The organism is Mesorhizobium sp. C277A (assembly GCF_040324395.1).
GTDB lineage: Bacteria > Pseudomonadota > Alphaproteobacteria > Rhizobiales > Rhizobiaceae > Mesorhizobium.
In genome coordinates this window covers 2635060-2658259 of the sequence record NZ_JAMYVW010000002.1, presented here as the reverse complement: position 1 = coordinate 2658259, position 23200 = coordinate 2635060, and the positions used below count along the sequence as shown (strand labels likewise).

27 protein-coding genes and 1 riboswitch are annotated in these 23200 nt (G+C 63.8%); of the genes, 16 read left to right on the top strand and 11 right to left on the bottom strand.

Going from position 1 to position 23200, the window contains the following annotated elements; all coding sequences use genetic code 11:
- Positions 1-27: 27 nt before the first annotated feature.
- The gene (locus NKK52_RS13285; RefSeq protein WP_023685215.1) at positions 28-960 is read left to right on the top strand and encodes a TauD/TfdA dioxygenase family protein; all 933 of its coding nucleotides are present in this window, start codon (positions 28-30) and stop codon (positions 958-960) included.
- Between the two features lie 27 nt (positions 961-987).
- Here NKK52_RS13285 and sucD read toward each other — a convergent pair whose 3' ends face one another.
- From sucD to NKK52_RS13260, 5 genes are all read right to left on the bottom strand, one after another.
- Entirely contained in the window at positions 988-1887 is a 900-nt protein-coding gene (gene sucD / locus NKK52_RS13280; protein ID WP_023670795.1) for a succinate--CoA ligase subunit alpha, read from the bottom strand.
- A gap of 128 nt (positions 1888-2015) precedes the next feature.
- Complete coding sequence (locus tag NKK52_RS13275; RefSeq protein WP_023685217.1) at positions 2016-3200, bottom strand: malate--CoA ligase subunit beta; 1185 nt, start codon at positions 3198-3200, stop codon at positions 2016-2018.
- Positions 3201-3218: 18 nt separating this feature from the next.
- The gene (locus NKK52_RS13270; protein WP_023685218.1) at positions 3219-4193 is read right to left on the bottom strand and encodes an HpcH/HpaI aldolase/citrate lyase family protein; all 975 of its coding nucleotides are present in this window, start codon (positions 4191-4193) and stop codon (positions 3219-3221) included.
- A gap of 10 nt (positions 4194-4203) precedes the next feature.
- Positions 4204-5394, bottom strand: a complete 1191-nt coding sequence (locus NKK52_RS13265) for an aminotransferase class V-fold PLP-dependent enzyme (RefSeq protein ID WP_023685219.1) — start codon at positions 5392-5394, stop codon at positions 4204-4206.
- Between the two features lie 135 nt (positions 5395-5529).
- Entirely contained in the window at positions 5530-6267 is a 738-nt protein-coding gene (locus tag NKK52_RS13260) for a LuxR C-terminal-related transcriptional regulator (RefSeq protein ID WP_348625729.1), read from the bottom strand.
- A 205-nt stretch (positions 6268-6472) separates the two neighbouring features.
- Here NKK52_RS13260 and mgtE point away from each other — a divergent pair, with 205 nt between their 5' ends.
- Together mgtE and NKK52_RS13250 are read left to right on the top strand one after the other, a co-directional pair.
- Positions 6473-7891, top strand: a complete 1419-nt coding sequence (mgtE, locus tag NKK52_RS13255) for a magnesium transporter (RefSeq protein ID WP_023670790.1) — start codon at positions 6473-6475, stop codon at positions 7889-7891.
- 158 nt (positions 7892-8049) lie between these two features.
- Positions 8050-8436 (top strand): MerR family transcriptional regulator, encoded by a 387-nt coding sequence (locus NKK52_RS13250; protein ID WP_023685221.1) that lies wholly within the window; start codon positions 8050-8052, stop codon positions 8434-8436.
- Between the two features lie 308 nt (positions 8437-8744).
- On the opposite strand, the gene NKK52_RS13245 is transcribed toward NKK52_RS13250, so the two are convergent.
- Both NKK52_RS13245 and NKK52_RS13240 read right to left on the bottom strand, forming a co-directional pair.
- The gene (locus NKK52_RS13245; protein WP_031246111.1) at positions 8745-9251 is read right to left on the bottom strand and encodes a methyltransferase family protein; all 507 of its coding nucleotides are present in this window, start codon (positions 9249-9251) and stop codon (positions 8745-8747) included.
- Positions 9248-10258, bottom strand: a complete 1011-nt coding sequence (locus NKK52_RS13240; protein ID WP_023685223.1) for an acetyltransferase domain-containing protein — start codon at positions 10256-10258, stop codon at positions 9248-9250. The genes NKK52_RS13245 and NKK52_RS13240 overlap by 4 nt, the downstream gene beginning before the upstream one ends.
- Before the next feature lie 231 nt (positions 10259-10489).
- On the opposite strand from NKK52_RS13240, the gene NKK52_RS13235 reads away from it, so the two are divergent.
- Positions 10490-11689, top strand: a complete 1200-nt coding sequence (locus tag NKK52_RS13235) for an MFS transporter (protein WP_023685224.1) — start codon at positions 10490-10492, stop codon at positions 11687-11689.
- 7 nt (positions 11690-11696) lie between these two features.
- Here the strand turns inward: NKK52_RS13235 and NKK52_RS13230 are convergent, their stop codons facing one another.
- Positions 11697-12872, bottom strand: coding sequence for an aromatic ring-hydroxylating oxygenase subunit alpha (locus NKK52_RS13230; protein ID WP_023685225.1), 1176 nt, complete (start codon positions 12870-12872; stop codon positions 11697-11699).
- A gap of 135 nt (positions 12873-13007) precedes the next feature.
- On the opposite strand from NKK52_RS13230, the gene NKK52_RS13225 reads away from it, so the two are divergent.
- The 7 genes from NKK52_RS13225 to NKK52_RS13195 all read left to right on the top strand — a co-directional run bounded on the left by NKK52_RS13225 (position 13008) and on the right by NKK52_RS13195 (position 16446).
- Complete coding sequence (locus NKK52_RS13225; RefSeq protein WP_348625730.1) at positions 13008-13511, top strand: gamma-glutamylcyclotransferase; 504 nt, start codon at positions 13008-13010, stop codon at positions 13509-13511.
- On the top strand, positions 13481-13690 hold the full coding sequence (locus tag NKK52_RS13220; protein ID WP_348625731.1) for a hypothetical protein: 210 nt from the start codon (positions 13481-13483) through the stop codon (positions 13688-13690). The genes NKK52_RS13225 and NKK52_RS13220 overlap by 31 nt, the downstream gene beginning before the upstream one ends.
- A gap of 67 nt (positions 13691-13757) precedes the next feature.
- Positions 13758-13953, top strand: a riboswitch (cobalamin riboswitch).
- 36 nt (positions 13954-13989) lie between these two features.
- Positions 13990-14169, top strand: a complete 180-nt coding sequence (locus tag NKK52_RS13215) for a CbtB domain-containing protein (protein ID WP_023670784.1) — start codon at positions 13990-13992, stop codon at positions 14167-14169.
- 15 nt (positions 14170-14184) lie between these two features.
- Positions 14185-14988, top strand: a complete 804-nt coding sequence (locus NKK52_RS13210; protein ID WP_023685226.1) for a CbtA family protein — start codon at positions 14185-14187, stop codon at positions 14986-14988.
- Entirely contained in the window at positions 14981-15493 is a 513-nt protein-coding gene (gene cobU, locus NKK52_RS13205) for a bifunctional adenosylcobinamide kinase/adenosylcobinamide-phosphate guanylyltransferase (RefSeq protein ID WP_023690284.1), read from the top strand. Before NKK52_RS13210 ends, cobU begins: the two co-directional genes overlap by 8 nt.
- Positions 15493-16107, top strand: coding sequence for a cob(I)yrinic acid a,c-diamide adenosyltransferase (gene cobO / locus NKK52_RS13200; protein WP_023685228.1), 615 nt, complete (start codon positions 15493-15495; stop codon positions 16105-16107). Before cobU ends, cobO begins: the two co-directional genes overlap by 1 nt.
- Before the next feature lie 24 nt (positions 16108-16131).
- Entirely contained in the window at positions 16132-16446 is a 315-nt protein-coding gene (locus NKK52_RS13195; protein ID WP_023670780.1) for a hypothetical protein, read from the top strand.
- 14 nt (positions 16447-16460) lie between these two features.
- Here the strand turns inward: NKK52_RS13195 and cbiB are convergent, their stop codons facing one another.
- The gene (gene cbiB / locus NKK52_RS13190; protein WP_023685229.1) at positions 16461-17450 is read right to left on the bottom strand and encodes an adenosylcobinamide-phosphate synthase CbiB; all 990 of its coding nucleotides are present in this window, start codon (positions 17448-17450) and stop codon (positions 16461-16463) included.
- Between cbiB and cobD the strand changes: the two genes are divergently transcribed.
- Positions 17449-18504, top strand: a complete 1056-nt coding sequence (gene cobD / locus NKK52_RS13185; RefSeq protein ID WP_023685230.1) for a threonine-phosphate decarboxylase CobD — start codon at positions 17449-17451, stop codon at positions 18502-18504. The two genes, cbiB and cobD, sit on opposite strands and share 2 nt — an antisense overlap.
- Complete coding sequence (locus tag NKK52_RS13180) at positions 18501-19010, top strand: tyrosine phosphatase family protein (protein WP_023685231.1); 510 nt, start codon at positions 18501-18503, stop codon at positions 19008-19010. The genes cobD and NKK52_RS13180 overlap by 4 nt, the downstream gene beginning before the upstream one ends.
- Positions 19011-19019: 9 nt before the next feature.
- On the opposite strand, the gene NKK52_RS13175 is transcribed toward NKK52_RS13180, so the two are convergent.
- Both NKK52_RS13175 and NKK52_RS13170 read right to left on the bottom strand, forming a co-directional pair.
- A complete protein-coding gene (locus NKK52_RS13175) occupies positions 19020-19823 on the bottom strand; it encodes a creatininase family protein (protein WP_023685232.1) in 804 nt (267 codons plus the stop codon).
- Between the two features lie 53 nt (positions 19824-19876).
- On the bottom strand, positions 19877-20260 hold the full coding sequence (locus NKK52_RS13170) for a RidA family protein (RefSeq protein ID WP_023670775.1): 384 nt from the start codon (positions 20258-20260) through the stop codon (positions 19877-19879).
- Between the two features lie 255 nt (positions 20261-20515).
- Here NKK52_RS13170 and NKK52_RS13165 point away from each other — a divergent pair, with 255 nt between their 5' ends.
- From NKK52_RS13165 to NKK52_RS13155, 3 genes are read left to right on the top strand one after another with little or no spacing between them, the layout of a single operon-like run.
- Entirely contained in the window at positions 20516-21520 is a 1005-nt protein-coding gene (locus tag NKK52_RS13165) for an ABC transporter substrate-binding protein (protein WP_023670774.1), read from the top strand.
- 2 nt (positions 21521-21522) lie between these two features.
- Positions 21523-22347: an ABC transporter ATP-binding protein gene (locus NKK52_RS13160; RefSeq protein WP_023685233.1), complete on the top strand. Its 825-nt coding sequence runs from the start codon at positions 21523-21525 to the stop codon at positions 22345-22347.
- Positions 22334-23185, top strand: coding sequence for an ABC transporter permease (locus NKK52_RS13155; RefSeq protein ID WP_023670772.1), 852 nt, complete (start codon positions 22334-22336; stop codon positions 23183-23185). Before NKK52_RS13160 ends, NKK52_RS13155 begins: the two co-directional genes overlap by 14 nt.
- Positions 23186-23200 lie beyond the last annotated feature (15 nt).

The following is a 23200-nucleotide window of genomic DNA, read 5'->3' as shown; positions in this document are numbered from 1 at the left end:
CCCGCGGCTTTAGAGGAAGAGGTTCCCATGACCAGACTTACCCCCGTAGAGCAGATCATCCCGGATGCCGATATTGTCCCGCTTACCGGACGCGTCGGCGCAGAGATCAGGAACATTCGGCTCTCCGGCGACCTGCCGCAGCAGACGGTCGCGGCGATCAACCAGATCCTGTTGCGGCACAAGGTGGTGTTCTTCCGCGACCAGGCGCATCTCGACGATGCCGAGCAGGAGCGCTTTGCCCAGCGTCTCGGCGACCTCGTCCCGCATCCGACCCAAGGTCCCGTCAAGGGAACGGCGTCCATTCTCGAACTCGATTCCAGCCGTGGCGGCGGTCGCGCCGACCAATGGCATACCGATGTCACCTTCGTCGACGCCTATCCGAAATTCTCCGTTCTTCGCGGCGTCGTCATACCGCCGGCCGGCGGCGACACCATCTGGTCGAACACCGCGGCCGCCTATCAGGACCTGCCCGAGCCGTTGAAGCTGCTGGCCGACAATCTCTGGGCGGTGCACAGCAACGCCTACGATTACGCCGCGGTGCGGCCGCGTGCGAGCGCCGCGGAAAAGAAGCACTTCGAGGAAATCTTCACCTCGACGATCTACGAGACCGAGCATCCCGTTGTCCGCGTCCATCCCGAAACAGGCGAGCGCTCGCTGCTGCTCGGCAATTTCGTGCAACGGCTGATCGGTCTTTCCAAAAGCGATTCGGCGAAGCTCTACGAGGTGTTCCAGTCCTATGTCACGGCGCCGGAGAACACCGTGCGCTGGCGCTGGAAGGCCGGCGATGTGGCGATCTGGGATAACCGCGCGACGCAGCACTACGCCGTCAACGATTACGGCGACCAGCACCGGGTGGTCCGTCGCGCCACGGTCGACGGCGACATTCCGGTCAGCGTCGACGGCCGCCGCAGCGCCACCCGCACCAAGGTCGCGAAGCCGGCAGCCGACAAGGCGGCATGAGGCGCGGTCGAACGCGAAGGCCGCTGTTCAGGCGGCCTTCTTCATACGTGACAGCGTATCGGCGACCACCTCACCAAACGAGGACGGCGTCGGCACGATGATCACACCGGCCTCCTTCAGGATTTCGACCTTTTCCTGCGCCGACTCGCCGAAGGCCGAGATGATGGCGCCGGCGTGGCCCATGCGGCGGCCTTTGGGGGCGGAGAGGCCGGCGATGTAGGCGATCAGGGGCTTGCGCATATTATCGCGCGCCCAGATCGCGGCTTCGGCTTCCTGCGGTCCGCCGATCTCGCCGATCATCACCACCGCGTCGGTGTCGTCATCCTGTTCGAACAGTTTCAGCATGTCCTTGAAGGACGAGCCGTTGATCGGGTCGCCGCCAATGCCGACGCTGGTCGAGACGCCGATGCCGAGCGACTTCATCTGCGACGCCGCCTCGTAGCCCAGGGTTCCCGAGCGGCCGACAATGCCGACGCGGCCAGGCAGATAGATGCTGCCGGGCATGATGCCCATCAGCGCCTGTCCGGGCGTGATGACGCCGGCGCAGTTCGGCCCGATCAGCCGCATGCGGTCCTCGTAGCGGTAGCGCAGCATGTAGCGCTTGACCTGCATCATGTCCTGCGACGGGATGCCGTCGGTGATGCAGACGCAGAGTTTTATGCCGGCGTCGGCCGCTTCCATGATCGAATCGGCGGCAAAAGGCGGCGGCACGAAGACGATGCTGGCCTCCGCGCGGGTCTCGCGCACCGCGCCCTTGACCGTGTTGAAGACGGGCAGGCCAAGATGCTTCTGGCCGCCTTTGCCGGGCGTAACGCCGCCGACCAGCTTGGTGCCGTAGCGCTTCATGTCCTCGGCATGGAAGCTGCCGATCTTGCCGGTGAACCCCTGGACGATGACGCGGGTGCTGCGGTTGAGCAGGATTGCCATTTTCTCGACCTCCCTAGAGCATGATGCCGAAAAGTGTGAAGCGGTTTTCGGACGACATCATGCTCCATCTGTTTGATTTTAGAGACGGATTCAGATTTCAGGTCGATTCGACCTGAAATCATCCGGCTCTAGGCTGCTTTTTTCTTGGTGGCCGCGCGCCAGGCAGCGACGGCTTTTTCGGCGGCTTCGGCCAGCGTGTCGGCAACGATTACCGCCTCGCCGGAATCGGCCAGGATGCGGCGGCCTTCCTCGGCCTTGGTGCCGGAGAGACGGACCACCAGCGGCACGTTGACGCCGACCTCGCGTATCGCCTTGATGATGCCTTCGGCGACCCAGTCGCAGCGGTTGATGCCGGCGAAGATGTTGACCAGGATGGTCTCGACATCCTTGTCGCCGAGCACGGCGCGGAAGGATTTCGCCACCCGCTCCGGCGAGGCGCCGCCACCGATGTCGAGGAAGTTGGCCGGTTCGCCGCCGGCGATCTTGATCATGTCCATGGTCGCCATGGCGAGCCCTGCGCCATTGATGATGCAGCCGATGTTGCCGTCGAGGCCGACATAGGAGAGGCCACGGTCGCTGGCAAAAGTTTCGCGCGGATCTTCCTGGCTTTTGTCGCGCAGCTCGGAGATTTCCGGCCGGCGGAACAACGCGTTCTCGTCGAACGACATTTTGGCGTCGAGCGCGATCAGATTGCCGTCGCGGGTCACCACCAGCGGATTGATCTCCAGCATCGAGGCGTCGTAGTCGCGGAACACCTGATAGCAGGCGAAGATGGTTTCGGTCGCCTTGCCGATCAGATTGTGGTCGAGGCCGAGCCCGAAGGCGATCTCGCGCGCCTGGAAACGCTGCATGCCGACGCCGGGATCGACCGATGTGCGCAGGATGGAGTTCGGTGCCTTCTCGACGATGTCCTCGATCTCCATGCCGCCGGCAGCGGACGCCACGATCATGACGCGCTCTTCCTTGCGGTCGAGCACGAAGCCGACATAGAGCTCCTGCGCGATATCGACGGCTTCCTCGAGATACAGGCGCGAAATCAGCTTGCCGCGCGGGTCGGTCTGCTGTGTCACCAGCTTGCGGCCGAGCATGCCCTCGGCCGCGCTGGAAATCTCCTCGTCATTGGCGCACAGTTTGATGCCGCCGGCCTTGCCGCGGGCGCCGGAATGCACCTGCGCCTTCAGCACCCATTTGGCGCCGCCGATCTCGCGGGCCCTGTAGGTCGCCTGCTCGGGGCTGTAGGCCAGCCCGCCGCGCGGCACATGCACGCCGTGGCGTGCCAGCAGTTCCTTGGCCTGATATTCGTGGATGTCCATTTTGTCCTCCCTGAACAGTCAATGCGTGGCGACGCGCGGCTCGCTAGAGAATTGGCTGGCCCGTTCGATTGCCTCGTTGACCACCAGAACATTGCGCGCCATGCGTTCCGACGCTGCGTCGATCATCTTGCCGTCGAGTGCGGCCGCTCCCTTGCCCTGCGCCTCCGCCTCCTTCAGCACTTCGAGGATGCGCCGGGCGCGGGTGACCTCTTTTTCCGGTGGAGAGAAGACGTCGTTGGCAAGCGCGATCTGCGAGGGGTGGATCGCCCACTTGCCTTCGATGCCCAGCGCCGCCGCGCGCCTGGCGCCAGCGATGTAGCCCTCCGGATCGGAGAAGTCGCCGAACGGCCCGTCAATGGCGCGCAAGCCATAGGCGCGGCAGGCGACGGTCATGCGCGACAGAGCGAAATGCCACTGATCGCCGGGATAGTCGGGGTTGAGGCCGCCAATGTTGACCGTGCGCGCCTTGCAGCTTGCCGCATAGTCGGCGACGCCGAAATGCATGGCTTCCAGCCGGCCGGGTGTCGCGGCAATCGCCTCGACATTGGCCATGCCGAGCGCGGTCTCGATCAGCGCTTCGAGGCCGACGCGGGTCCTGAAACCCTTTGCCATCTCGATCTGGTTGACCATGGCCTCGACCATGTAGAGGTCGGCCGGCACGCCGACCTTCGGCACCAAAATGGTGTCCAGCCGGTCACCGGCCTGCTCCATGACGTCAACCACGTCGCGGTACATGTAGTGCGTGTCGAGGCCGTTGATGCGCACCGAGACGGTCTTGCCCTTGGCGCGCCAGTCGATGTCGTTGAGCGCCTGGATGATGTTCTTGCGGGCGCGTTCCTTGTCGGGCGGGGCGATCGCATCCTCGATGTCGAGGAAGATGAAGTCGGCGGCGCTGTTGGCCGCCTTGTCGATCATTTCCGGGCTGGAGCCTGGAACCGCCAGCTCGCTGCGCTGCAGCCGTAATTTCTTGAGGTGGTTGATGGTGTGGCTCATTGTCGGCTCCTCAGGCGGCTTCGGCGACCGGCACGGCGGCCGAGGCGCGGAAGTGCTGGATGGCGGCGCCGACGCCGGAGCCGGGCGCCAGCCGTACGCCGCAGTCGAGCAGCGCCATTTCGGCGGCCGAGAGCGAGGCCAGCACCATCACCTCGTTCAGCCAGCCGAGATGGCCGATGCGGAAGACCTTGCCGATCACCTTGTTGAGGCCGCCGCCGAGCGAGGTCTGGTATTTCTGGTAGGCGCGCTTGACCACATCGCCGCTGTCGACGCCGTCCGGCACCAGGATGGCGCTGACGGTGTCGGAGTGCCATTTAGGCGTCTTGGCGCAGAGCTTCAGGCCCCAGGCGTCGACCGCCTTGCGCACGCCTTCGGCGAGGCGATGGTGACGGGCGAAGATGTTTTCCAGCCCTTCCTCGGCGATCAGGTCGAGCGAGGCGCGCAGGCCGCGCAGCAGCTGAGTAGCCGGCGTATAAGGGAAATAGCCGGCGTCGTTGGCGCGGATCATATCTTCGAAGGAGAAGAAACAGCGGCGGTGGGTGGCGCTCCGCGAGGCCACCAGCGCCTTCTTGCTGACGGAGAGGAAACCGAGGCCGGCGGGCAGCATGAAACCCTTCTGCGAGCCGCTGACCGCGCAATCGACGCCCCATTCCTCCTGGCGAAAGTCGATCGAGCCGATCGACGAGACGCCGTCGACGAAGAGCAAAGCAGGGTGGTTGGCGTCATCGAGCGCGGCGCGGCAGCCGGCGACGTCGCTGGTCACGCCGGTCGCGGTCTCGTTTTGGGTGCAGAAGACTGCCTTGATGCGGTGCGCCTTGTCGGCCCTGAGCCGCTCGGCATAGAGCTCGAGCGGCACGCCGGTTCCCCATTCGCAGTCGATGACATCGACCTCGAAGCCGAGCCGTTCGGCCATGTCGACCCACAGATGCGAGAACTGGCCGAAGCGCGACATCAGCACGCGGTCACCGGGGCTGAGCACATTGGTCATCGCCGCTTCCCAGGCGCCGGTGCCGGAGGAGGGATAGATGAAGACGCGGCCGGTCTCGTTCTTGAACACCGTCTTGATGTCTTCGAACAGCGGTAGCGTGAGATCGGGGAAGGATGCTGCACGCATGTCCTCCATCGGCAGGTTCATCGCCTGGCGGACCTGTTCGGGAATGTTGGTCGGTCCGGGAATGAAAAGATGGGTGAAACCGGCCATGTCGCGAACTCCTCCTGATCCAGCAAAGCGGTGATGGGGAGTTTCGTTTCGACGGCTAATGGCAACAACACCTCAAGAGGTAACATCTTGCCGCGCGCGGGTGGGGGTTGCCTACCCGGGTGACCTACCCGCGGCTCATCGCTTTCCTACCCGAACGGCTGCTTCTGGGTACGCCGCTCGCGCGCATAGAGCGACGGCCATCGCCCGGTTGCGGACGTCGAGCTTGTCGTAGAGATTCTTGAGGTGATACTTCACCGTGTTCTCGGAAATCCCCGTACGCGTCGCGATCTGCAAATTGGTCCAGCCGTCGGACAGCACGGCCAGCAGTTCGCGCTCGCGCACGGTGAGCAGCGACAAGGGCGTGTCGTTGACCTTATTGATGTCGATGTAGGGGATGCAGATGCGTCCATGCGCGACGGCCAGGATGGTCTCGAAGATGATCGCTGGATCGTCGAACTGGAAGCAGTAGCCCTGGGCGCCGAGGCGCACGCACTGCTTCAGGATGCCGATGTCGTGGTCGTTGGAAAACACCGCGATGCGCACGCCGAGCTTGCGGCTGTGAACCTCGGCCAGCACATCGGCGCCGTCCATGTCGGCAAGCTTCCACCCGATGATTGCGACGTCGAATTCGCCTTCCGCTGCCAACTCAAGAAAATGCCTGCCGCTTTGCACGCAGGCCAGGAGCTCGAAGCGCCCGTCGCAGTCCAGCATGTCGCGCAGCGCCGATATCACGAGCGGATTGCGTTCGGCCACGACCACGCGCACGCGCCGTTCCTCGATTGCTTTCTGCGTCTGCGACCTGATCTTCAAGGGCTTCCGGCTGTTCTGGTTCCTGGCCTGGGCGGGTCCGGCAGATGGCAGGACCTGCATCATGACAATTCTGCCCCAACCGTGCTCGGGTGCTCTTTCCCCAGCGACATGTGCTGTCGCGCCGCCTGAATCCTGGGCGGCGTCATATCCTGATGAAATCGCTCTCTCCCCATATGCCGGGCGGGGCGCATTTCGTTTGATATTCCCGTGCGTTGCGCGCTAGACCTGACAGGCACCTTTTCCGAAATTCCCATGGCGGGAGCCGCTGGTGGAACGCCAGGACGACCACACGACCGGCGCCAAAGCCGCTGACGACGCCCACGCCGACATCTATGGCGAGGACGGCGCCGTCCTGTCATCATTCCTGGCCCAGATCGGGGCGGCGATCGCCGATCGCGATACGCTGACGCTGAAGCGCGAAGTCGACGACCTGCACCAGTCGGAACTTGGCGATCTGCTGGAGGCCCTGCACCCCGAACAGCGTCGCGCCCTTGTCGAACTGCTCGGCGCCGATTTCGACTTCTCGTCGCTGACCGAGGTCGACGAGGCGATCCGCCGCGATATCGTCGACAATATGCCCAATGAGCAAATTGCCCAGGGCATGCAGGACCTCGATTCCGACGACGCGGTCTACATTCTCGAAGACCTTGAAAAGGAAGACCAGGACGAGATCCTGTCGCAGTTGCCGTTCACCGAGCGGATCAGGCTGCGCCGCTCGCTCGACTACCCGGAAGAGACCGCCGGTCGCCGCATGCAGACCGAGTTTGTCGCCGTGCCGCCGTTCTGGACCATAGGACAGACCATCGACTACATGCGCGAAGACAAGAACCTGCCCGAGCGCTTCAGCCAGATCTTCGTCATCGATCCAAGCTTCAAGTTGCTCGGCGCCATCGACCTCGACCAGATCCTGCGCACCAAGCGCACGACCAAGGTCGGAGACGTGATGCACGAGACGAGGCACGCCATTCCGGCCACCATGGACCAGGAAGAGGCGGCGCGGGACTTCGAGCAATACGATCTTCTGTCCGCCGCCGTCGTCGACGAGAACGAGCGGCTGGTCGGCGTGCTGACCATCGACGACGTCGTCGACGTCATCCAGCAGGAGGCCGAGGAAGATCTGCTGCGCATGGGCGGCGTCGGCGACGAAGAGTTGTCCGACAGCATTCTTTCGACCTCGCGCTCGCGCGTGCCCTGGCTGCTGGTCAACCTGTTGACGGCGTTCCTGGCGGCATCGGTGATCGGCCTGTTCGACCGCACCATCGAGCACATTGTGGCACTGGCCGTGTTGATGCCGATCGTGGCCGGCATGGGCGGCAATGCCGGTTCGCAGACCATGACCGTCACGGTACGCGCGCTGGCGACCAGGGATCTCGACATCTACAATGCCGGCCGCATCATCCGCCGCGAAATGGGCGTGGGTTCCATCAACGGCATCATCTTCGCCGTGCTGATCGGCATCGTCGCGGCCGTCTGGTTCCGCGATGCCAATCTGGGCGGCATCATAGCGGCGGCGATGATCATCAACATGTTCGTGGCAGCCCTTGCCGGTATCCTGATCCCGCTATTGCTCGACCGGTTCAAGATCGACCCGGCGGTGGCGTCGGCGGTTTTCGTCACTACGGTCACCGACGTCGTTGGCTTCTTTGCCTTCCTCGGGCTGGCCACCTGGTGGTTCGCTATCCCTTGAGAAAGAGGCGTTGCGGGTTCAATTGACTTTTACGTAAATGTGGTGCGAGGCTTGCGCGGGGTTTCATGCCGAGTCCGGCTTGGAACGGGGTTGATCGGAATGCGTTGGAAATCCCGGGCGACCGGGCGTTTTCCGATGTTCCGACATTTGGAGCAAAGATGCGGGAATATTATTCGATCACCGAACTGACCCGCGAATTCGACGTGTCGACGCGGACGCTGCGCTTCTATGAGGACGAGGGGCTGGTGCAACCGGTCCGGCGGGGCCGCACAAGGCTGTTTCGCCCATCTGACCGGCATCTGATCCGTCAGATCATGCGCGGAAAACGGCTCGGCTTCTCGATCAACGAGATCCGCGAAATCATCCAGATGTACAAGGAACCGCCCGGCGAGGTCGGTCAACTCAACCTGATGATCAAGCGCATCGAGGAAAAGCGCGAGGATTTGCGCCAGAAGCGCCGCGATCTCGAGGAGACGCTGGCGGAGCTCGACCAGGCGGAGGAGTCTTGCGTCGAGCGGCTGGTGGAGTTGGGGGTAAATACCTGAGCGGATCGTCGAGCGTTTGCGCGCCCGTCGCAAACGTTCGCGATTAGCGGAGCCCTTCCACACTTCGTCATTCTAGGGCGAAGCAGGAGCGAGGCTCCGTCGCGGAGACCCTAGAATCCATTCCGTGACATTGGCCGTGGAGTGCAGCGGTGCAGAATTCTGGACGTGGCAACGCCTGTACGTCGCGGCATGGATCCTCGGGTCTGCGCTGCGCCGCTACGCTCCTTGCTTCGCCCGTGGATGACGAAGAGATGGGCGTTTCGGCTAGTCGCCAAGGCATGCGAACCCTGCCAGCGATCACACCCGCCTCAGATCCAGCGCCTGACCCGCTTCGCATAGTCGCGGTACTTCTTGCCGAATTTGGCGAACAGCACCTTCTCCTCGCTCTCGATGGCGACCTTCTGCGTTGCAAAAGCCGCGATCAGGGCCAGCGGCAGGAACCATACGATCCCCGAGACGAAGGCGACGCCGATCAAAAGCAGCGTGTTGGCCAGATACATCGGGTTGCGCGTGATGCCGAACGGGCCAGACGTCACCAGATGCTCCGGCACGCCATTGGGGTTCATCGTCGTTTTGGCCCGGATCATGGTGCGGATAGCGGTGAACCAGAGGGCTGCGACGGCAAACAGCACCACAAAGCCGGCGGCAAACAAAAGGTCGCCCAAGAGGTCGCCGATCCAGGGCAGGGGATAGAACAGGCCGAGCACGATGCTGATGGCGATGGCGGCGATGTAGATCAGCGGCGGCCACGGGATCAGCCGTGGTCTCGGTAGATCGGGTTTTGCCAGCCCGGGTTTTGCTAGCTTGTCGGTCATTGTTGCCCTCCCTGCGTCATCGGACTCTCCTCCGTCCTTGCGGTGCAGATGCCGGCGAGTTCACCGAGATGCGCTTTGAACTCCGGGGTCTGGTCACCATTGTAGAGCCGGTCGAATGCCGCTTCGCTTTGCAGCGTGTCCAGCATGCACACACAATAGCTGGTGCAGAACTCCGTGTCGCGCTGCTGTTCGCAGGATACCTGGCATTCCTTGAGGAAGACCACTTCCCGTGTCTCGACCGGCGCCGGCGCGATCTGCGAGAACAGCCAGACGCACCCGAACAGCAGCGGCTGGTGGATCAGGTAGAAAGCCAGGCTGTGGCGGCCGATGAAGGTGAGCGGCCTGGTCCAGCTTCCCGATGCCAGCGTGGCCAGCCGCGCCAGCAGGCCGGTGGTGGACGCAAACTTTGCCGCGGCGATGCCGAGAAGCACGGCGCCGAACCAGGGAAACAGCGGCACGTAATCGTTGGAGCGCGGGTTGATCGCCGACAGGCCGACCCACCACAGCGCCGGATGATCGAAGGCTTCGGATCGGAAATAGATCGGCCCGGCGATCACCACCGCCGCCACGACAAGCGTCAGCAAGGACGGCAGCCGCAAGAACAAAAGGCCGAGCAGGCTGGCCAGCGCGATCTGATGCAGGATGCCGAAGAAGATGAAGCTGTCCGGCGTGATGAAGTACGTGACCGCCGATATGGCGGCGGCCGCGACGGCGACCATGGCAAAACGTTTCCAGAAGCCGGTCCAGCGGATCTGCCTGCCATGAGCGAGAAACAGGCTGACGCCGACCAGGAACAGGAAGGTCGAGGCGATGCAGCGCGCATAGATCTTCCACCAGCCGACGGCGGTGAGGCCGGGGTCGGTGTAGTGGAAATTTTCGAGATCCCAGGTGAAGTGGTAGCTCGCCATGGCGATCAGCGCGATACCGCGTACGACATCGATGGCGACGATACGCTTCGGTTGATCTCGCTTCAGTTGATCTCCAGAGGGTGCGGTATTGATGCTCATGGTCTCGCGATCTGATTCAGCCCCAAAGACGACTATCACGGTTGCACCGGACAAAAGAAGGCCGCCCTCTACGCTCCGGGTCGCGCCGTGCGGCTGCATCGGGCGGCGCTTTAGGCCAGAGCCGGAAAGCCTTTGGCCGAATTCGCTTTTGCCGGGAAGGGGTCGGTTTCCTGTTACCGGCGGAGGAAGCGCCAGCGCAGATTTGGGCTGCGAGTCTGATTTGGGGATCAAATGTCCACCCATGTGCGCCATCCGATCTGGCTTCCGGCCCTGCGTCCGGCGGATGCCCGCACCTTTGCCTCGCTCTATGCGGTCGAATCCTTCGCCCGCGCCACGGTATCGAGCGTCATCCCGATCCAGGCCTATGAGATTCTGCACAACGAGCAGATCGTCTCGATCCTATACACCATCGTGGCGCTGCTCGGCCTGTCGGTGACCTTGTTCATGCCGATCTTGATCCGCAGGTTTGCCCGGCGCTGGGTCTATACCGCCGGCGCCTGCCTGCTGGCGATGGGCTCGCTGTTCTTCGTCACCCACACGCTTGCCGGGCAACTGGCAGGCATGCTGTGCCGCGTCATGGGGGCGAGCGCGCTGTCGATCACGCTCAACCTCTACATCATGGATCACATCCGCAAGACCGATTTCATGCAGGCCGAATCGCTGCGCATGGCGTGGTCGATGCTTGCCTGGACCGGCGGGCCGACACTCGGCATCTTCCTCTACACACGCTACGGCATCTATGCCGCGCATGGCGCGGTGGCGGTGTTTGCGTTGGCCTTGCTGGCGCTGTTCTGGACCTACAGGCTGGGCGACAACCAGTCGATCCGGCCTGGCAAGACGCGGCCGGCCAATCCGCTGGCCAATATCGGCCGCTTCGTGGCACAACCCAGGCTCAAGCTGGCTTGGCTGATCGCCTTCGGCCGGTCCTGCTTCTGGACGACGTTCTTCGTCTATGGGCCGCTGTTCATGGTGATTACCGGCGAGGGCGAGCTTGCCGGCGGCCTGCTGGTTTCGGCCGGCAATGCGCTGTTGTTCATGGCGATCTTCTGGGGCAAGGCTGGAAAACGCTTCGGCGGCCGGCGCACCATGACCTTCGCCTATTTCGCGATGTCGGCGACGCTGCTTGCGGCGGGCGCGGTCGGCACTACCGCGCCGCTGCTTACGGGCTTTTTCCTGCTCTGCGGCGCCTTGTTCACCATCGCGCTCGATGCACTGGGCTCGACCGCCTTCATGCGCTCGGTGCGGTCCTATGAGCGGGCGCAGATGGCCGCGGTCTACCGCACCTATCTCGACTTTTCCGAGCTGACGCCGCCGCTGGTTTATTCGGTGGTGCTGGCGTTTTTCGGCCTCGGCTCGGTGTTCGTGACGCTGGGCATTCTGGCCGCGGTTTGCGGCTTTATCACCTGGCGCTATCTGCCGAAGTCGCTTTAGTCGCCGATCAGGCGGTTGCCTCAAGCGCTGCATGCCGCTCGCGCACCCAGTTGTGGAAGCGGTGCAGATCATACTCCTCCGGCATCAGCACGCCGGCCGCGTGACGCATGGAGCGCAGGCCTTTCTGGTTGATCTCGCAGATCGCGGCATCCTCCTCCAGCACCTGGGTGCCGAAGGCGACGACATTGTCGATGTCCGTCTCAGCCAGCGCCTCGGGCGCGAACAGCCATTCGGCGGTGAGTTCGGTCTGTTCGGGACCGAGCGGCATCAGTCGCACCGTCCTGACATAATCGACATGGCCGACGATGAACATCGAGGGCAGGCTGGTGGCATAGGTCTGTCCGGCCGCACGCTCGGCTGGCGTCAGGCCCGGGAAGACCGGGCCATGGGCATGTCCGTCGCGCGACCAGGTCTCGGCGCCGGCGCGCAGGCCACCCGAAAACTCCGGCGCGTCATTGTCGGCATGGCGGACCCAGTCGGGGTCGTCGTGCCGGCTCATCAGGCCGCGGCCGTATATCGGCACCAGCCGAGACAGGTCCTTGTGGACGCCCGGGCAATGCAGGCACTCGTTGAAGTTCTCCCAGAAGATCTTCCAGTTGCAGTTCATCACCTTGCGCAGGACATGGCCTGATACCAGCGTTTCCAGCGGCCAGTTGGCGAGGTCGCCGGATGCGGGATCGAAGGAGGTCCCGGCGGAGCCGGCCGCAGCCTGCTGAAGGTTCACAAAGACAAAACCGCGCCACACCGACAGCGCCACCCGGTAGAGCGGATGATCGGCCTTGTCGAAACCATCTGGCAGCGATTTCGAGGGAACGCGCACGAGATCGCCGCGCAGCGAGTAGGACCAGGCGTGGTAGGGGCAAGTGATGAGCCGCGCTTTCAGCCGGCCCTCGCTTTCCTGGCAAAGCTGCGAGCCGCGATGCCGGCAAGTGTTGTGGAAGGCGCGCAACTCGCCGGTCTCGTCCCGCAGAATGACGATTTCCTGCGTGCCGACGCGGAATGTCCGGAACGCCAGCGGCTGGGCGAGGTCGGCCTCGCGGCAGACGAGCAGCCAGCTTTTGTGCCAGATGGCGTCGAGATCGCGCTGGTAAGCCTCGCTATCCCAATAGGCCGACGACGGTAGCGTCGGTTCGGCCCGGCTCAGGCCGTTATAGGGGTCGCGCTCGCTCGGGCTGGGATGCATGGCTGGCTTCCTATGAAGCGTCAGCCGACACCCCGGCAAATCGTTTGTCAATCAGAGTGCCGCATTGCCGGTTGCAGGCGCGGCGCATAATCATGTCGTGGACACGGGACATTCGGAAATTGGGGGGATTCGGAAGTGGCCGCACGACAGATGTCGCTTACGCCGGAGCTGGTCGCGCGCTGCTGGCGCGAGATCAGGGACCCCGGGCCGGATCCGGACGCGATGCATCTCGATGAAGCCGACTATGACGCGCTGCTGGATGAATTGCAGGTCGAACTCCCGGACAGCGAACCGCTATGGCTGTTCGGCTATGGATCGCTGATCTGGAAACCGGAAATAGATTATGTCGAGGACCGCGTTGCGCTGGCGCGCGGCTGGCATCGGTCCTTTTGCATGAACATGACGCGCTGGCGCGGCACCAAGGACAGCCCCGGCCTGATGATGGCGCTGGACCGTGGCGGACAATGCAAGGGCGTCGCCTTTCGGCTGACCGGCAATAACCGGCGCGAGCAGTTGGGCCGGCTTTTCCGGCGCGAAGTCACGCTGAAGCCGACAAGCTACCGGCCGCGCATGCTCAAGCTTGCAAGCGAGGCCGACCGCTCAGGGCATTGGCCTTCGTCATCAACCGCAACGGCCTGACCTATTCCGGACCGCTCGACGAGGGCAAGGTCGTCGAAAGGCTGGCAACGTCCTGCGGGTCGGGCGCCGACTATCTCTACAACACGGTGAAAAACCTTGAAGAGCGCGGCATTCACGATCGCCATCTGTGGCGGCTGCAGCGGCTGGTTGCCGAGCGGATCACCGCGTTGAACCCGTAACGCCGCATGGCGCATTCGCGCTGTTGGCCGGCGGAATTTGGTTTGCCGGATGCGACCGTTTCAGCCTATAGTCATGCATGTCGTCGGTTCCGTTAGGGACCAAGAGGGAATGCGGTGAGGGCTGACTTGTTGCCCAATGCCGTGGCTGCCCCCGCAACTGTGTGCGGTAGTCCTCTCCAAGCCACTGGGGATTTTTTCTTCGGGAAGGTGGGGAAGGGCGCTGATCCGCGAGCCAGGAGACCTGCCGGCGACAGGGAACTGACTTCGATGCCCTCGGGTGGAGGGCGAAAGGACAAGATATGAATACCGCTTCCGTCTCCCTCGGCGCTTCCGTCTCCTCGCAGTCGCGCTTCATGCAGCTCGTGCTTAGCGCGTTTCTGGGCATTTTCGTCGTCGGCGTTGTCGGTTTCTCGCACATCGATGCGGTCCACAATGCGGCGCACGACTATCGCCATTCGATGGCGTTTCCCTGCCACTGACGAGGATCTGACATCATGAACCTGTTTCGCAACGTCGTGTTCATCGCGGCGATCGCAGGGCTCGTGGCCGGTGTCGCTCTCGCCTGCATGCAGGCCTACGCCACCGTGCCGCTGATCCTCAAGGCGGAGGTCTACGAAAAGGCTGGTGGCGGCCATGAGCATCAGCATGCCGCGGCGCCCGCCGCCAACGCTGCGGACCCCAATGCCATGAGCACCGCCGCGCCGGCGGAAAATGCGGTGAGCAGCGCAGCACCGGCTGAAGCAGCCGCGCCGGCGGAGGACGAAGGCTGGGCGCCGGCCGACGGCTTCGAGCGTTTCGCCTTCAGTGTCGTCGCCAATATCGTCACCGGCATCGGCTTCGCGCTGGTCCTGGTGGCGGTTTCCGAGTTCGCCGGCGGCATCGGCAGCTGGCGCCAGGGCGTGTTCTGGGGTCTGGCGGGCTTTGCCGTGTTCACGCTGGCGCCGGGACTCGGCCTGCCGCCGGAACTGCCGGCAATGCCGGCGGCCGATCTCATACAGCGCCAGATCTGGTGGTGGGCAACGGTGATGGCAACCGCGATCGGCCTTGCCCTTATTACCTTCCGCACGTCGGCGCCCCTGACCGTGCTCGCCGTCCTCCTGATCGTCGCCCCGCATATTGTCGGCGCGCCGCAGCCTGACAGTTTCGTAACGCCGATCCCGGAGGGCCTGCATCATCAGTTCGTGGTGGCGGTGACGCTGACCAATCTGGTGTTCTGGCTGGTGCTCGGCGCAGTTGTCGGCATAGTGCACTCGCGCTTCGCCGGCACCGCGACCAGCCTGCGCGACAGCTTTGCCTGATCGCAGTTTGACCTTTATCATCGGCGGTGCGCGCTCCGGCAAGAGCGCGCATGCCGAAACCCTGGCGACGGCGTTGCCGCCGCCATGGGCCTATATCGCCACCGCCGAAGCCTATGACGATGAGATGCGCGAGCGCATCGCGCTGCATCGCTCGCGGCGCGGCGAAGGCTGGGCGACCATCGACGCGCCGCTCGATCTTGTCGGAGCGCTCGAAGCCTTGCCCGACAACCAGCCGGTGCTCGTCGATTGCCTGACGCTGTGGCTGACCAATCATATGCTTTCCGACCATGATCTCGAGGCGGAATGCCGGCGGCTAGCCGACATGCTGTCGCGGCCGCGCGGGCCCTGGCTCGTTGTCTCGAACGAAGTCGGGCAAGGCATCGTGCCCGACAATGCGCTCGCACGCCGGTTTCGTGATGCCGCCGGCCGTCTCAACCAGCAGGTCGCGGCGGTTGCCGATACGGTGCTACTGATGGTGGCGGGGCTGCCGCTCAAGGTGAAATGATGACCGATATCGACGCAAAAGACGAAGAACGCCACCGCGCCAAGATGGCCAAACGCAAGGCGGTGCAGGACGCCGAGGTCGCGGAAAAGACGGTCGAGAAGGGGCTGCTGATCGTCAACACCGGACCCGGCAAGGGCAAGACCACGGCCGCCTTCGGGCTGGCGCTGCGCATGCTCGGCTATGGCAAGCGCGTCGGCGTCGTCCAGTTCATCAAGGGCAAATGGCACACCGGCGAAAAGGACGCCTTCGCGGCGTTCGGCGACCGTGTCGTCTGGCACACGATGGGCGAGGGTTTCACCTGGGAGACGCAGGATCTGAAGCGCGACATTGCGGCGGCCGAAGCCGCCTGGGCCAAGGCGCTGGAGCTGATCGCCGACCCCTCTGTCAGCCTTGTCGTCCTCGATGAGCTCAACATTGCGCTGCGCTACGACTATCTCGATCTCGACAAGGTGGTCGCGGCGCTGAAGGCGCGGCGCGAAGGCCTGCATGTCGTCGTCACCGGCCGCAATGCCAAGCCGGCGCTGGTCGAGGCGGCCGACCTCGTCACCGAGATGGGCGTGACCAAACACCATTTTTCCGCAGGCGTTAAGGCGCAGCAGGGAATCGAGTTTTGAGGGTCTAACTTCGGGAGATGACCGTTGGAACAAGCGGTAATTGTCTATCTTCTTCTGAGCGGCGGTCAGTTCGGGGCGCCGGAAGAGCGGCAATCGGTCCAAGTTCTGGAGGATCGGTTGGAACAAGCTGTTTCGAATGCGCATGTCGGCGAATTTGATGGCGACGAGTTTGGCGAGGGCAAATGCACCCTCTATCTGTACGGGCCAGACGCCGAGAAGCTTTTCCTTGTGATTGAGCCTGTGCTGAAATCCTCGGCAGTGGCCGCCGGCGGTTACGCGATCAAAAGATTTGGCGCGGCGGTGGATTCAAACGCCAAGGAAGTCCGTGTCTCTTGGTGAGTCAGGCGGCGCATCTACTGCGAGATCAAAACATCCAGGTAGATGACGACCGCGGAGAGCAATCCAAACAGCGCGATCAGCAGATAGTCTGCTATCTGGTAAAGTTTCAGCGCCCGCCGGATGTCGGTGCTGTCGGCCTCGCGGCGGCCGCCTTCGCCCATATAGGCGTCCTCGACGATGACGCCGCCATAGCTGCGCGGGCCGGCGAGCGCCAAGCCGAGCGCGCCAGCCATCGCCGCCTCCGGCCAGCCGGCATTGGGCGAGCGGTGCTTTTTGGCGTCGCGCCGCATTGCTTGCCAGGCGTTGCGGGGATCGGCGCCGTCAACGAGAAAGGCGGCGGCAACGATCAGCAACGCGGTCAGCCGGGACGCCGGCAGGTTGATCCAGTCGTCGAAGAGTGCCGCCGCGCGGCCGAAGGCCTCGTGGTGCGGGGTGCGGTGGCCGATCATCGAATCGGCGGTGTTGGCGGCCTTGTAGGCGACGCCGCCGGCCAGACCGCAGACACCTGTCCAGAAGGCGGGCGCAACGATGCCGTCGGAGAAATTCTCGGCCAGGCTTTCGATGGCGGCGCGGCTGACGCCGGCATGGTCGAGCTTCTCTGGGTCGCGGCCGACGATGCGCGCAACCGCAATGCGGCCGAGCGCCAGCCCGCCGGTATCCAGCGAATCGGCCACCGCCTCGACATGTTCGGTAAGGCTCTTTTGCGACAGCAGCGACGAGGCCAGGATTGCCGTGATGATCATGCCGGCAGGAAAGAGCTGCCAGAGCAGGATTTGCACGATGAAGGCGATTGCCGCCGGCACCAGCACGATCACCAGCAGCGCCTGCACGCCGCGGCGGCGACGCAGCGCGTCGGAATCAGTGTCGCGGTTGAGCCTGAGGTCGAGAAAGGCTATCAGCCTGCCGAACCAGGTGACGGGATGGCCGACGGCACGGAACAGCCAGTCCGGGTAACCCAGGATGCGTTCGATGGCCAGCGACAGGAAAGCGATCAGGATCGACATGAAGCTTTCTGATGGAGCGATTACTGTGGTGGATCACGGTGGATCCCTTGGCCGGGCGAGGGCGCTCTTCCCTCACGCGCCACAACCTTTCGTCGATCTCTCGACAGGTATCAATCCGCACTCCTACCCGCTTTTCGAGCTGCCCGCCACCGCCCTGTCACGATTGCCGGAAGCCGCGCGCCTGCGTGAGCTGGCCAGGGTCGCGGCCGGCGCCTATGGCGCGCCTTCGGACGAGAATGTGGCGGTCGCCCCGGGCACGCAGATCCTGCTGCCGCGCGTCGCCTCGCTGGTCAGCCCCGGCAAGGCGCTGGTGCTCGGGCCGACCTATGCCGAGCATGCCAGGGCCGCCGCGATTGCCGGCCATGCGGTGGCGGAGGTCGACGATTTCGAGGCGCTTGCCGGAGCCGAAATTGCCATCGTCGTCAATCCCAACAATCCCGACGGGCGAGTCGTGTCGCGGGAAAGGCTGCTTCGGCTTGCCGAGACATTGCGCGCCATAGGCGGTCTGCTGGTCGTCGACGAAGCCTTCATGGATGTCGGCCCGCACGCGGAAAGCCTGGCCGGCGATGTCGGGCGGGGCGGCATCGTCGTGCTGCGCTCGTTTGGCAAATTCTTCGGTCTCGCCGGCCTGCGGCTCGGCTTCGCACTTTCCGGTGCGGTGACGGTCGAAAGGCTTGAAACGCAATTCGGCCCTTGGGCGGTCGCCGGCCCAGCGCTCGAATACGGCATCCGCGCGCTTGCCGACAGCGGCTGGCAGGCCGACATGCGGCGGCGGCTGGCGCAGGATGCGGCGCGGCTCGATGCGCTGCTTTCGCGCTTTGGCGTTGCTGTCGCCGGCGGCACGACGCTGTTTCGCTATCTCCGGCTTGCCGATGCACCGGGGCTGTTTTCGACGCTCGGCGAGCGCGGCATATTGCTCAGGCATTTTTTCGAGCGTCCCCAGGTGCTCCGCGCGGGGCTGCCTGGACGTCAGGAGGAATGGCAGCGGCTCGAATCGGCGCTTGCCGACTGGCGCGCACGGCGCGACGATGGGTCGAAGGAGATCGCGCCATGATCCATATCTGTTCGCTGGCAAAGCTTGAGGAGACGGTGGCCAAAAGCGGCGCCGAGCGCGTGCTGTCGCTGCTCGCTGCCGGCACCGAGGTGACGCGGCCGGCCTCGATATCGAGGGAGAACCACCTGCATCTGGTCATGCACGACATCGCGGTGGCGCAGGACGGCATGACCATGCCCGGCGAAGGCCATGTGCGCAATCTGCTCGATTTCGCCCGGAAATGGGACCGCGCCAAACCCATGGTCGTCCATTGCTATGCCGGCATCAGCCGCTCGACCGCCTCGGCCTATATCATTGCGGCGGCGCTCGCCCCGAAGCGCGACGAAGTCGAACTTGCGCAGACATTGCGGAAGCTTTCGCCCTCGGCGACACCCAATCCACGGTTGATCGCCGTCGCGGATGCTCTTCTCTCACGACAAGGCCGCATGATCGAAGCGATCGAGGCGATCGGACGCGGCGCCGATGCTTTTGAGGGTACGCCTTTCGTGTTGAAGATCGACGGCTAAGGCGGCCCGCTATGCCAGCCAGTCGGCAAGCTTCGCCTTGCGCACATCCTTCAACAGGGTGATGAAGCCGTCGGCCTGATGCTCCGCCGTCAGTCGGCCTTTCTCGGCCGCGGCAATGCTGGCATCGCCGACCACGCCGTTGGGGTTGAGATCCCCAGCGATCCAGGCGAAAGCGTGCGTTCCGGTGTGGCGCAGCAGCGCAAATTCGGTTTCGGCGCGGGCGACCTTGGAGGCGAAATTGTCGGCCTTGGCCATGTCGACTAACTCCGGGCGAAAATGCAGCATCAACGAGGTCTCGACGTCGCCGCCATGGATGCCATGGCGGTCTTCCAGCTCGGTGTACATGCCGGCGGGGCGGCCGAAGCGCTGCCAGCTGGTCTTCACCGCCAGCATCCTCTCACGCACGCGCAGCTCGCGCGCGACGATGCCCATGATCTCTTCATTGCCGCCATGCGAGTTGACGACGATCAGTTTCCTTACGCCTGCGCGGGCAACGGACAGGCCAAGCTCGGTCCAGGCATCGACCAGGGTGGCCGCCGGCAGGGTGAGCGTGCCCGGCGCCTGCAGATGCTCGTTCGACTTGCCGACCGTTTGGACCGGCAGGATGCGGATGTCGAGATCGCCGGGCAGGCGGGCGATGACCGTCTCCAGCATGCCGTTCATGATCGAGGTATCGGTTGATACAGGCAGATGCGGGCCGTGCTGCTCGATCGCCGCCACCGGCAGCACGGCAATCGTCGCCTCCGGATCGATCGCGGCGTATTCGGTGGTCCGGTAGTCGCCCCACCAAACGCGTCTGTTTGCAACGGTCATGTCATGCCTCTTGACTGTGAGGGAGACCTAGCGCGCCAAACGTCGCCTGTCGATCACCCAGCCGCAATCGCCTCGACCTCGACCTTGAACTCCGGCCGCGCAAAGCCTGACACGATCATCAGCGTCGAGGCGGGCGCGGGGCTGGCAAACAAGCGGTCGCGGACGTCCATATAGGGCCGCAGAAAGGCGCGGTCGGTGACGTAGGCGTTTATGCGCACGATGTCGCCTAGCCCCAGCCCGGCTTCAGCCAGAATCGCCGCTATGTTTTGAAAGCAGAGCTCGGCCTGCGCGCCGGCATCCTCGGGGATCTGGTCGTCCGCCGTGATGGCGACCTGACCGGAGCACAGAACCAGCCGCTTGCCTGGCGGCACCTCGACGCCGTGGCTATAGCGGGCGAAAGGCGGCTTGATCGACTTCGGCGCGAGGTATCTGAACATGGCAATCTCCTGTCTGCGAGACCAGCCTAAGACGTGACCGATAGTACGTTCAAGATGTGGTGCATGGCACGAGGGCGATTGTGGACAGGCGTCCAAAAAATAGGCACGATGCCTCCCGCACAGCATGACCCGTCCGGTGTTGGCAGTGACTGCCGCGCAAGCAGGCGGCCCGGGCGGTGGCATGTGTCTTGCTTCTTGGATCAATGGTGTCGAGCCCGGCGCGTGACGCTCCGGAGCCAACAAAGGGTGGTGTCGATGTACGGAAAACAGAAGATTTCAGCGCTTGCGGTCGCGCTGCTTGGAGCCGGCACGTTCGGCGCGGCAGCAAACGAGAAGGTCACCTTCGGCACCAACTGGCTGGCCGAGCCCGAGCATGGCGGCTACTACCAGGCCGTCGCCGACGGCACCTACGCTGCATGTGGCCTCGACGTGACGATTTCGCAGGGAGGTCCGCAGGTCAGCGGGCGGCCGCTGCTGCTGGCCGGCAAGCTCGATTTCTACATGGGCGGCAATCTGCTGTCGGCCTTCGACGCCGTCCAGCAGGGCATCCCGATGCGCGTCGTCGCAGCCGATTTCCAGAAGGACCCTCAAGTCATCATGTCCCACCCGGGGCAGGGGCTGGACAAGTGGGAGGATTTGAAGAACGCCGACCAGTACATTCTCGGCGACGAGGGCGTCCAGACCTTCTTCCAGTGGATGGTCATCGAACTCGGTTTCGATGCCGCCAAGCGCGTGCCGTACACCTACAACACCGCTCCATTCCTGGCCAACAAGAAGTCGATCCAGCAGGGTTACGTCACCTCGGAGCCTTTTGCGGTCAAGAAGGAAGGCGGCTTCGTGCCCAACCAGTTCCTGCTCGCCGACTATGGCTGGGACACCTATTCGACGACGATCGAGGTGATGCAGGACACGATCGACAAGCGGCCGGAGGTGGTCCAGTGCTTCGTCGATGGCTCGGCCAAGGGCTGGTACAACTACCTCTACGGCGACAACAAGGCCGCCAACGAGATGATCAAGAAAGACAACCCCGACATGAGCGACGAGCAGATTGCCTTCTCGATCGAGCAGATGAAGAAGTTCGGCCTGGCCGATTCCGGCGACACCGAAAAGCTCGGCATCGGCGCCATGAACGAAGACCGGATCAAGAGCTTCTATGACAAGATGGTCAAGGCCAAGGTCACGCCCGAGGGCATCGATATCAAGAAGGCCTACACGCTGGCCTTCATCAACAAAGGTGTCGGGATCGAGCTGAAGAAGTAGTCGTGAAGCTGGAAAAGATGGCGCAGGCGCCCATGACGGCATCGGGTGAAGGCCCGATGCTGCTGACGCTGCGCCATGTCGGCAAGGTGTTTTCCAATGGCGTGACTGCATTGAGCGACGTCGATCTCGCCATCCGCGAGGGCGATTTTGTCAGCCTTCTCGGGCCGTCCGGCTGCGGCAAGTCAACGGCGTTGAGGCTGATCGCGGGCCTGTCGACGCCGACATCCGGTCAGCTCGACTGGGGCGGTTCGATCGACCGCGCCAATATCGGCTTCGTCTTCCAAGAACCGACGCTGCTGCCCTGGGCCAATGTATTCGACAATGTCTGGCTGCCGCTCAGGCTGAAAGGCGTGTCGCGCGCCAAGGCGGCGCCGGCGGTGACGGAGATGCTGGAGCGGGTGCACCTGACCGGCTTCGAGAACGCCGTGCCGCGCGAGCTTTCCGGCGGGATGAAGATGCGCGTCTCGATCGCACGCGCCATGGTGACGAAGCCGCGCATTCTGCTGATGGACGAGCCGTTCGCCGCACTCGACGAGATCACCCGCTTCAAGCTTAACAACGACCTTCTGGAGCTGTGGCAGGACGAGCGCTTCACCGTCGTCTTCGTCACCCACAGCGTCTTCGAAAGCGTGTTCCTGTCCAACCGCGTCGTCGTCATGGCGGCGCGGCCGGGCCGCGTCCATGCCGAGCTTGCCATCGACGCCTCCTATCCGCGAGACGAGGTTTTCCGCACTTCGCCCGATTATGCCGCGCTCTGCCGCCAGGCCTCGGACATCCTGGTCAACGCCATCAACACATCAGCCGGACCGCACCATGACGGCCATTGACCAGAATGCCGCAACGCTCGACGCGGAAGAGGCGGGCCGCGTACGCCAGGAGCGGCTGGAGCGGATCGGCCGGTGGGTCTTGCCTTTGGCGATCATGATCCTGGCGATCTGGCTGTGGGACCGCATTTGCGTGTGGAACGCGATCCCGCAATATATTCTGCCGCGCCCCGGCGTGGTGCTGTGGACGCTCTATAGCGATGCCGGGCTCCTGTTCTCCGCGCTGCTGGTCACGTTGCGCATAACCTTTCTCAGCCTGCTGCTCGCGGTCGTCGGCGGCGTCGGACTGGCGGTGCTGTTTGCGCAATCGAAATGGGTGGAGATGTCGTTCTTTCCCTTCGCCATCGTGCTGCAGGTAACACCGATCGTGGCGGTCTTCCCGCTCATCAACATCTATGTGGACAACCAGACGGTGAAGCTTTTGCTTTGCGCCTGGATCGTCGCGTTCTTCCCGATCCTGTCCAACACCACGCTCGGCCTCAATTCGGTCGACCGCAATCTTCGCGACATGTTCAAGCTCAACGGCGCGACGCGCTGGCAGCAATTGCGCTATCTCAGACTGCCGGCGGCCATGCCGTATTTTCTAGGAGGCTTGAAGATCGCCGGCGGTCTGTCGCTGATCGGCGCCGTGGTGGCCGAGTTCGTCGCCGGCGCGCAGGGACAATCCTCAGGGCTCGCCTCGCGCATCATCGAGGCCGGCTACCGCCTCAACGCGCCAAGGCTTTTCGCGGCGCTGATCCTGATCTCGCTCACCGGCATATTGATCTTCCTGGTGCTGTCGCTGGTGTCGCATCTCATCCTGCGCCGCTGGCACGAGAGCGCGCTGAAGCAGGAGCGGTAGGGTGACGAGGTGAGC

Excerpts from the sequence above, each read along its gene's own strand:
- NKK52_RS13180 (WP_023685231.1), top strand. The coding sequence starts at position 18,501 with ATGATCCATATCTGTTCGCTGGCAAAGCTTGAGGAGACGGTGGCCAAA.
- NKK52_RS13210 (WP_023685226.1), top strand. The coding sequence starts at position 14,185 with ATGAACCTGTTTCGCAACGTCGTGTTCATCGCGGCGATCGCAGGGCTC.
- NKK52_RS13285 (WP_023685215.1), top strand. The coding sequence starts at position 28 with ATGACCAGACTTACCCCCGTAGAGCAGATCATCCCGGATGCCGATATT.
- NKK52_RS13260 (WP_348625729.1), bottom strand. The coding sequence starts at position 6,267 with ATGATGCAGGTCCTGCCATCTGCCGGACCCGCCCAGGCCAGGAACCAG.
- NKK52_RS13250 (WP_023685221.1), top strand. The coding sequence starts at position 8,050 with ATGCGGGAATATTATTCGATCACCGAACTGACCCGCGAATTCGACGTG.
- NKK52_RS13270 (WP_023685218.1), bottom strand. The coding sequence starts at position 4,193 with ATGAGCCACACCATCAACCACCTCAAGAAATTACGGCTGCAGCGCAGC.
- NKK52_RS13265 (WP_023685219.1), bottom strand. The coding sequence starts at position 5,394 with ATGGCCGGTTTCACCCATCTTTTCATTCCCGGACCGACCAACATTCCC.
- NKK52_RS13215 (WP_023670784.1), top strand. The coding sequence starts at position 13,990 with ATGAATACCGCTTCCGTCTCCCTCGGCGCTTCCGTCTCCTCGCAGTCG.
- cbiB (WP_023685229.1), bottom strand. The coding sequence starts at position 17,450 with ATGTCGATCCTGATCGCTTTCCTGTCGCTGGCCATCGAACGCATCCTG.
- NKK52_RS13165 (WP_023670774.1), top strand. The coding sequence starts at position 20,516 with ATGTACGGAAAACAGAAGATTTCAGCGCTTGCGGTCGCGCTGCTTGGA.
- NKK52_RS13275 (WP_023685217.1), bottom strand. The coding sequence starts at position 3,200 with ATGGACATCCACGAATATCAGGCCAAGGAACTGCTGGCACGCCACGGC.
- NKK52_RS13245 (WP_031246111.1), bottom strand. The coding sequence starts at position 9,251 with ATGACCGACAAGCTAGCAAAACCCGGGCTGGCAAAACCCGATCTACCG.
- NKK52_RS13240 (WP_023685223.1), bottom strand. The coding sequence starts at position 10,258 with ATGAGCATCAATACCGCACCCTCTGGAGATCAACTGAAGCGAGATCAA.
- NKK52_RS13170 (WP_023670775.1), bottom strand. The coding sequence starts at position 20,260 with ATGTTCAGATACCTCGCGCCGAAGTCGATCAAGCCGCCTTTCGCCCGC.
- sucD (WP_023670795.1), bottom strand. The coding sequence starts at position 1,887 with ATGGCAATCCTGCTCAACCGCAGCACCCGCGTCATCGTCCAGGGGTTC.
- NKK52_RS13235 (WP_023685224.1), top strand. The coding sequence starts at position 10,490 with ATGTCCACCCATGTGCGCCATCCGATCTGGCTTCCGGCCCTGCGTCCG.
- NKK52_RS13175 (WP_023685232.1), bottom strand. The coding sequence starts at position 19,823 with ATGACCGTTGCAAACAGACGCGTTTGGTGGGGCGACTACCGGACCACC.
- NKK52_RS13155 (WP_023670772.1), top strand. The coding sequence starts at position 22,334 with ATGACGGCCATTGACCAGAATGCCGCAACGCTCGACGCGGAAGAGGCG.
- NKK52_RS13230 (WP_023685225.1), bottom strand. The coding sequence starts at position 12,872 with ATGCATCCCAGCCCGAGCGAGCGCGACCCCTATAACGGCCTGAGCCGG.
- cobD (WP_023685230.1), top strand. The coding sequence starts at position 17,449 with ATGAAGCTTTCTGATGGAGCGATTACTGTGGTGGATCACGGTGGATCC.
- cobO (WP_023685228.1), top strand. The coding sequence starts at position 15,493 with ATGACCGATATCGACGCAAAAGACGAAGAACGCCACCGCGCCAAGATG.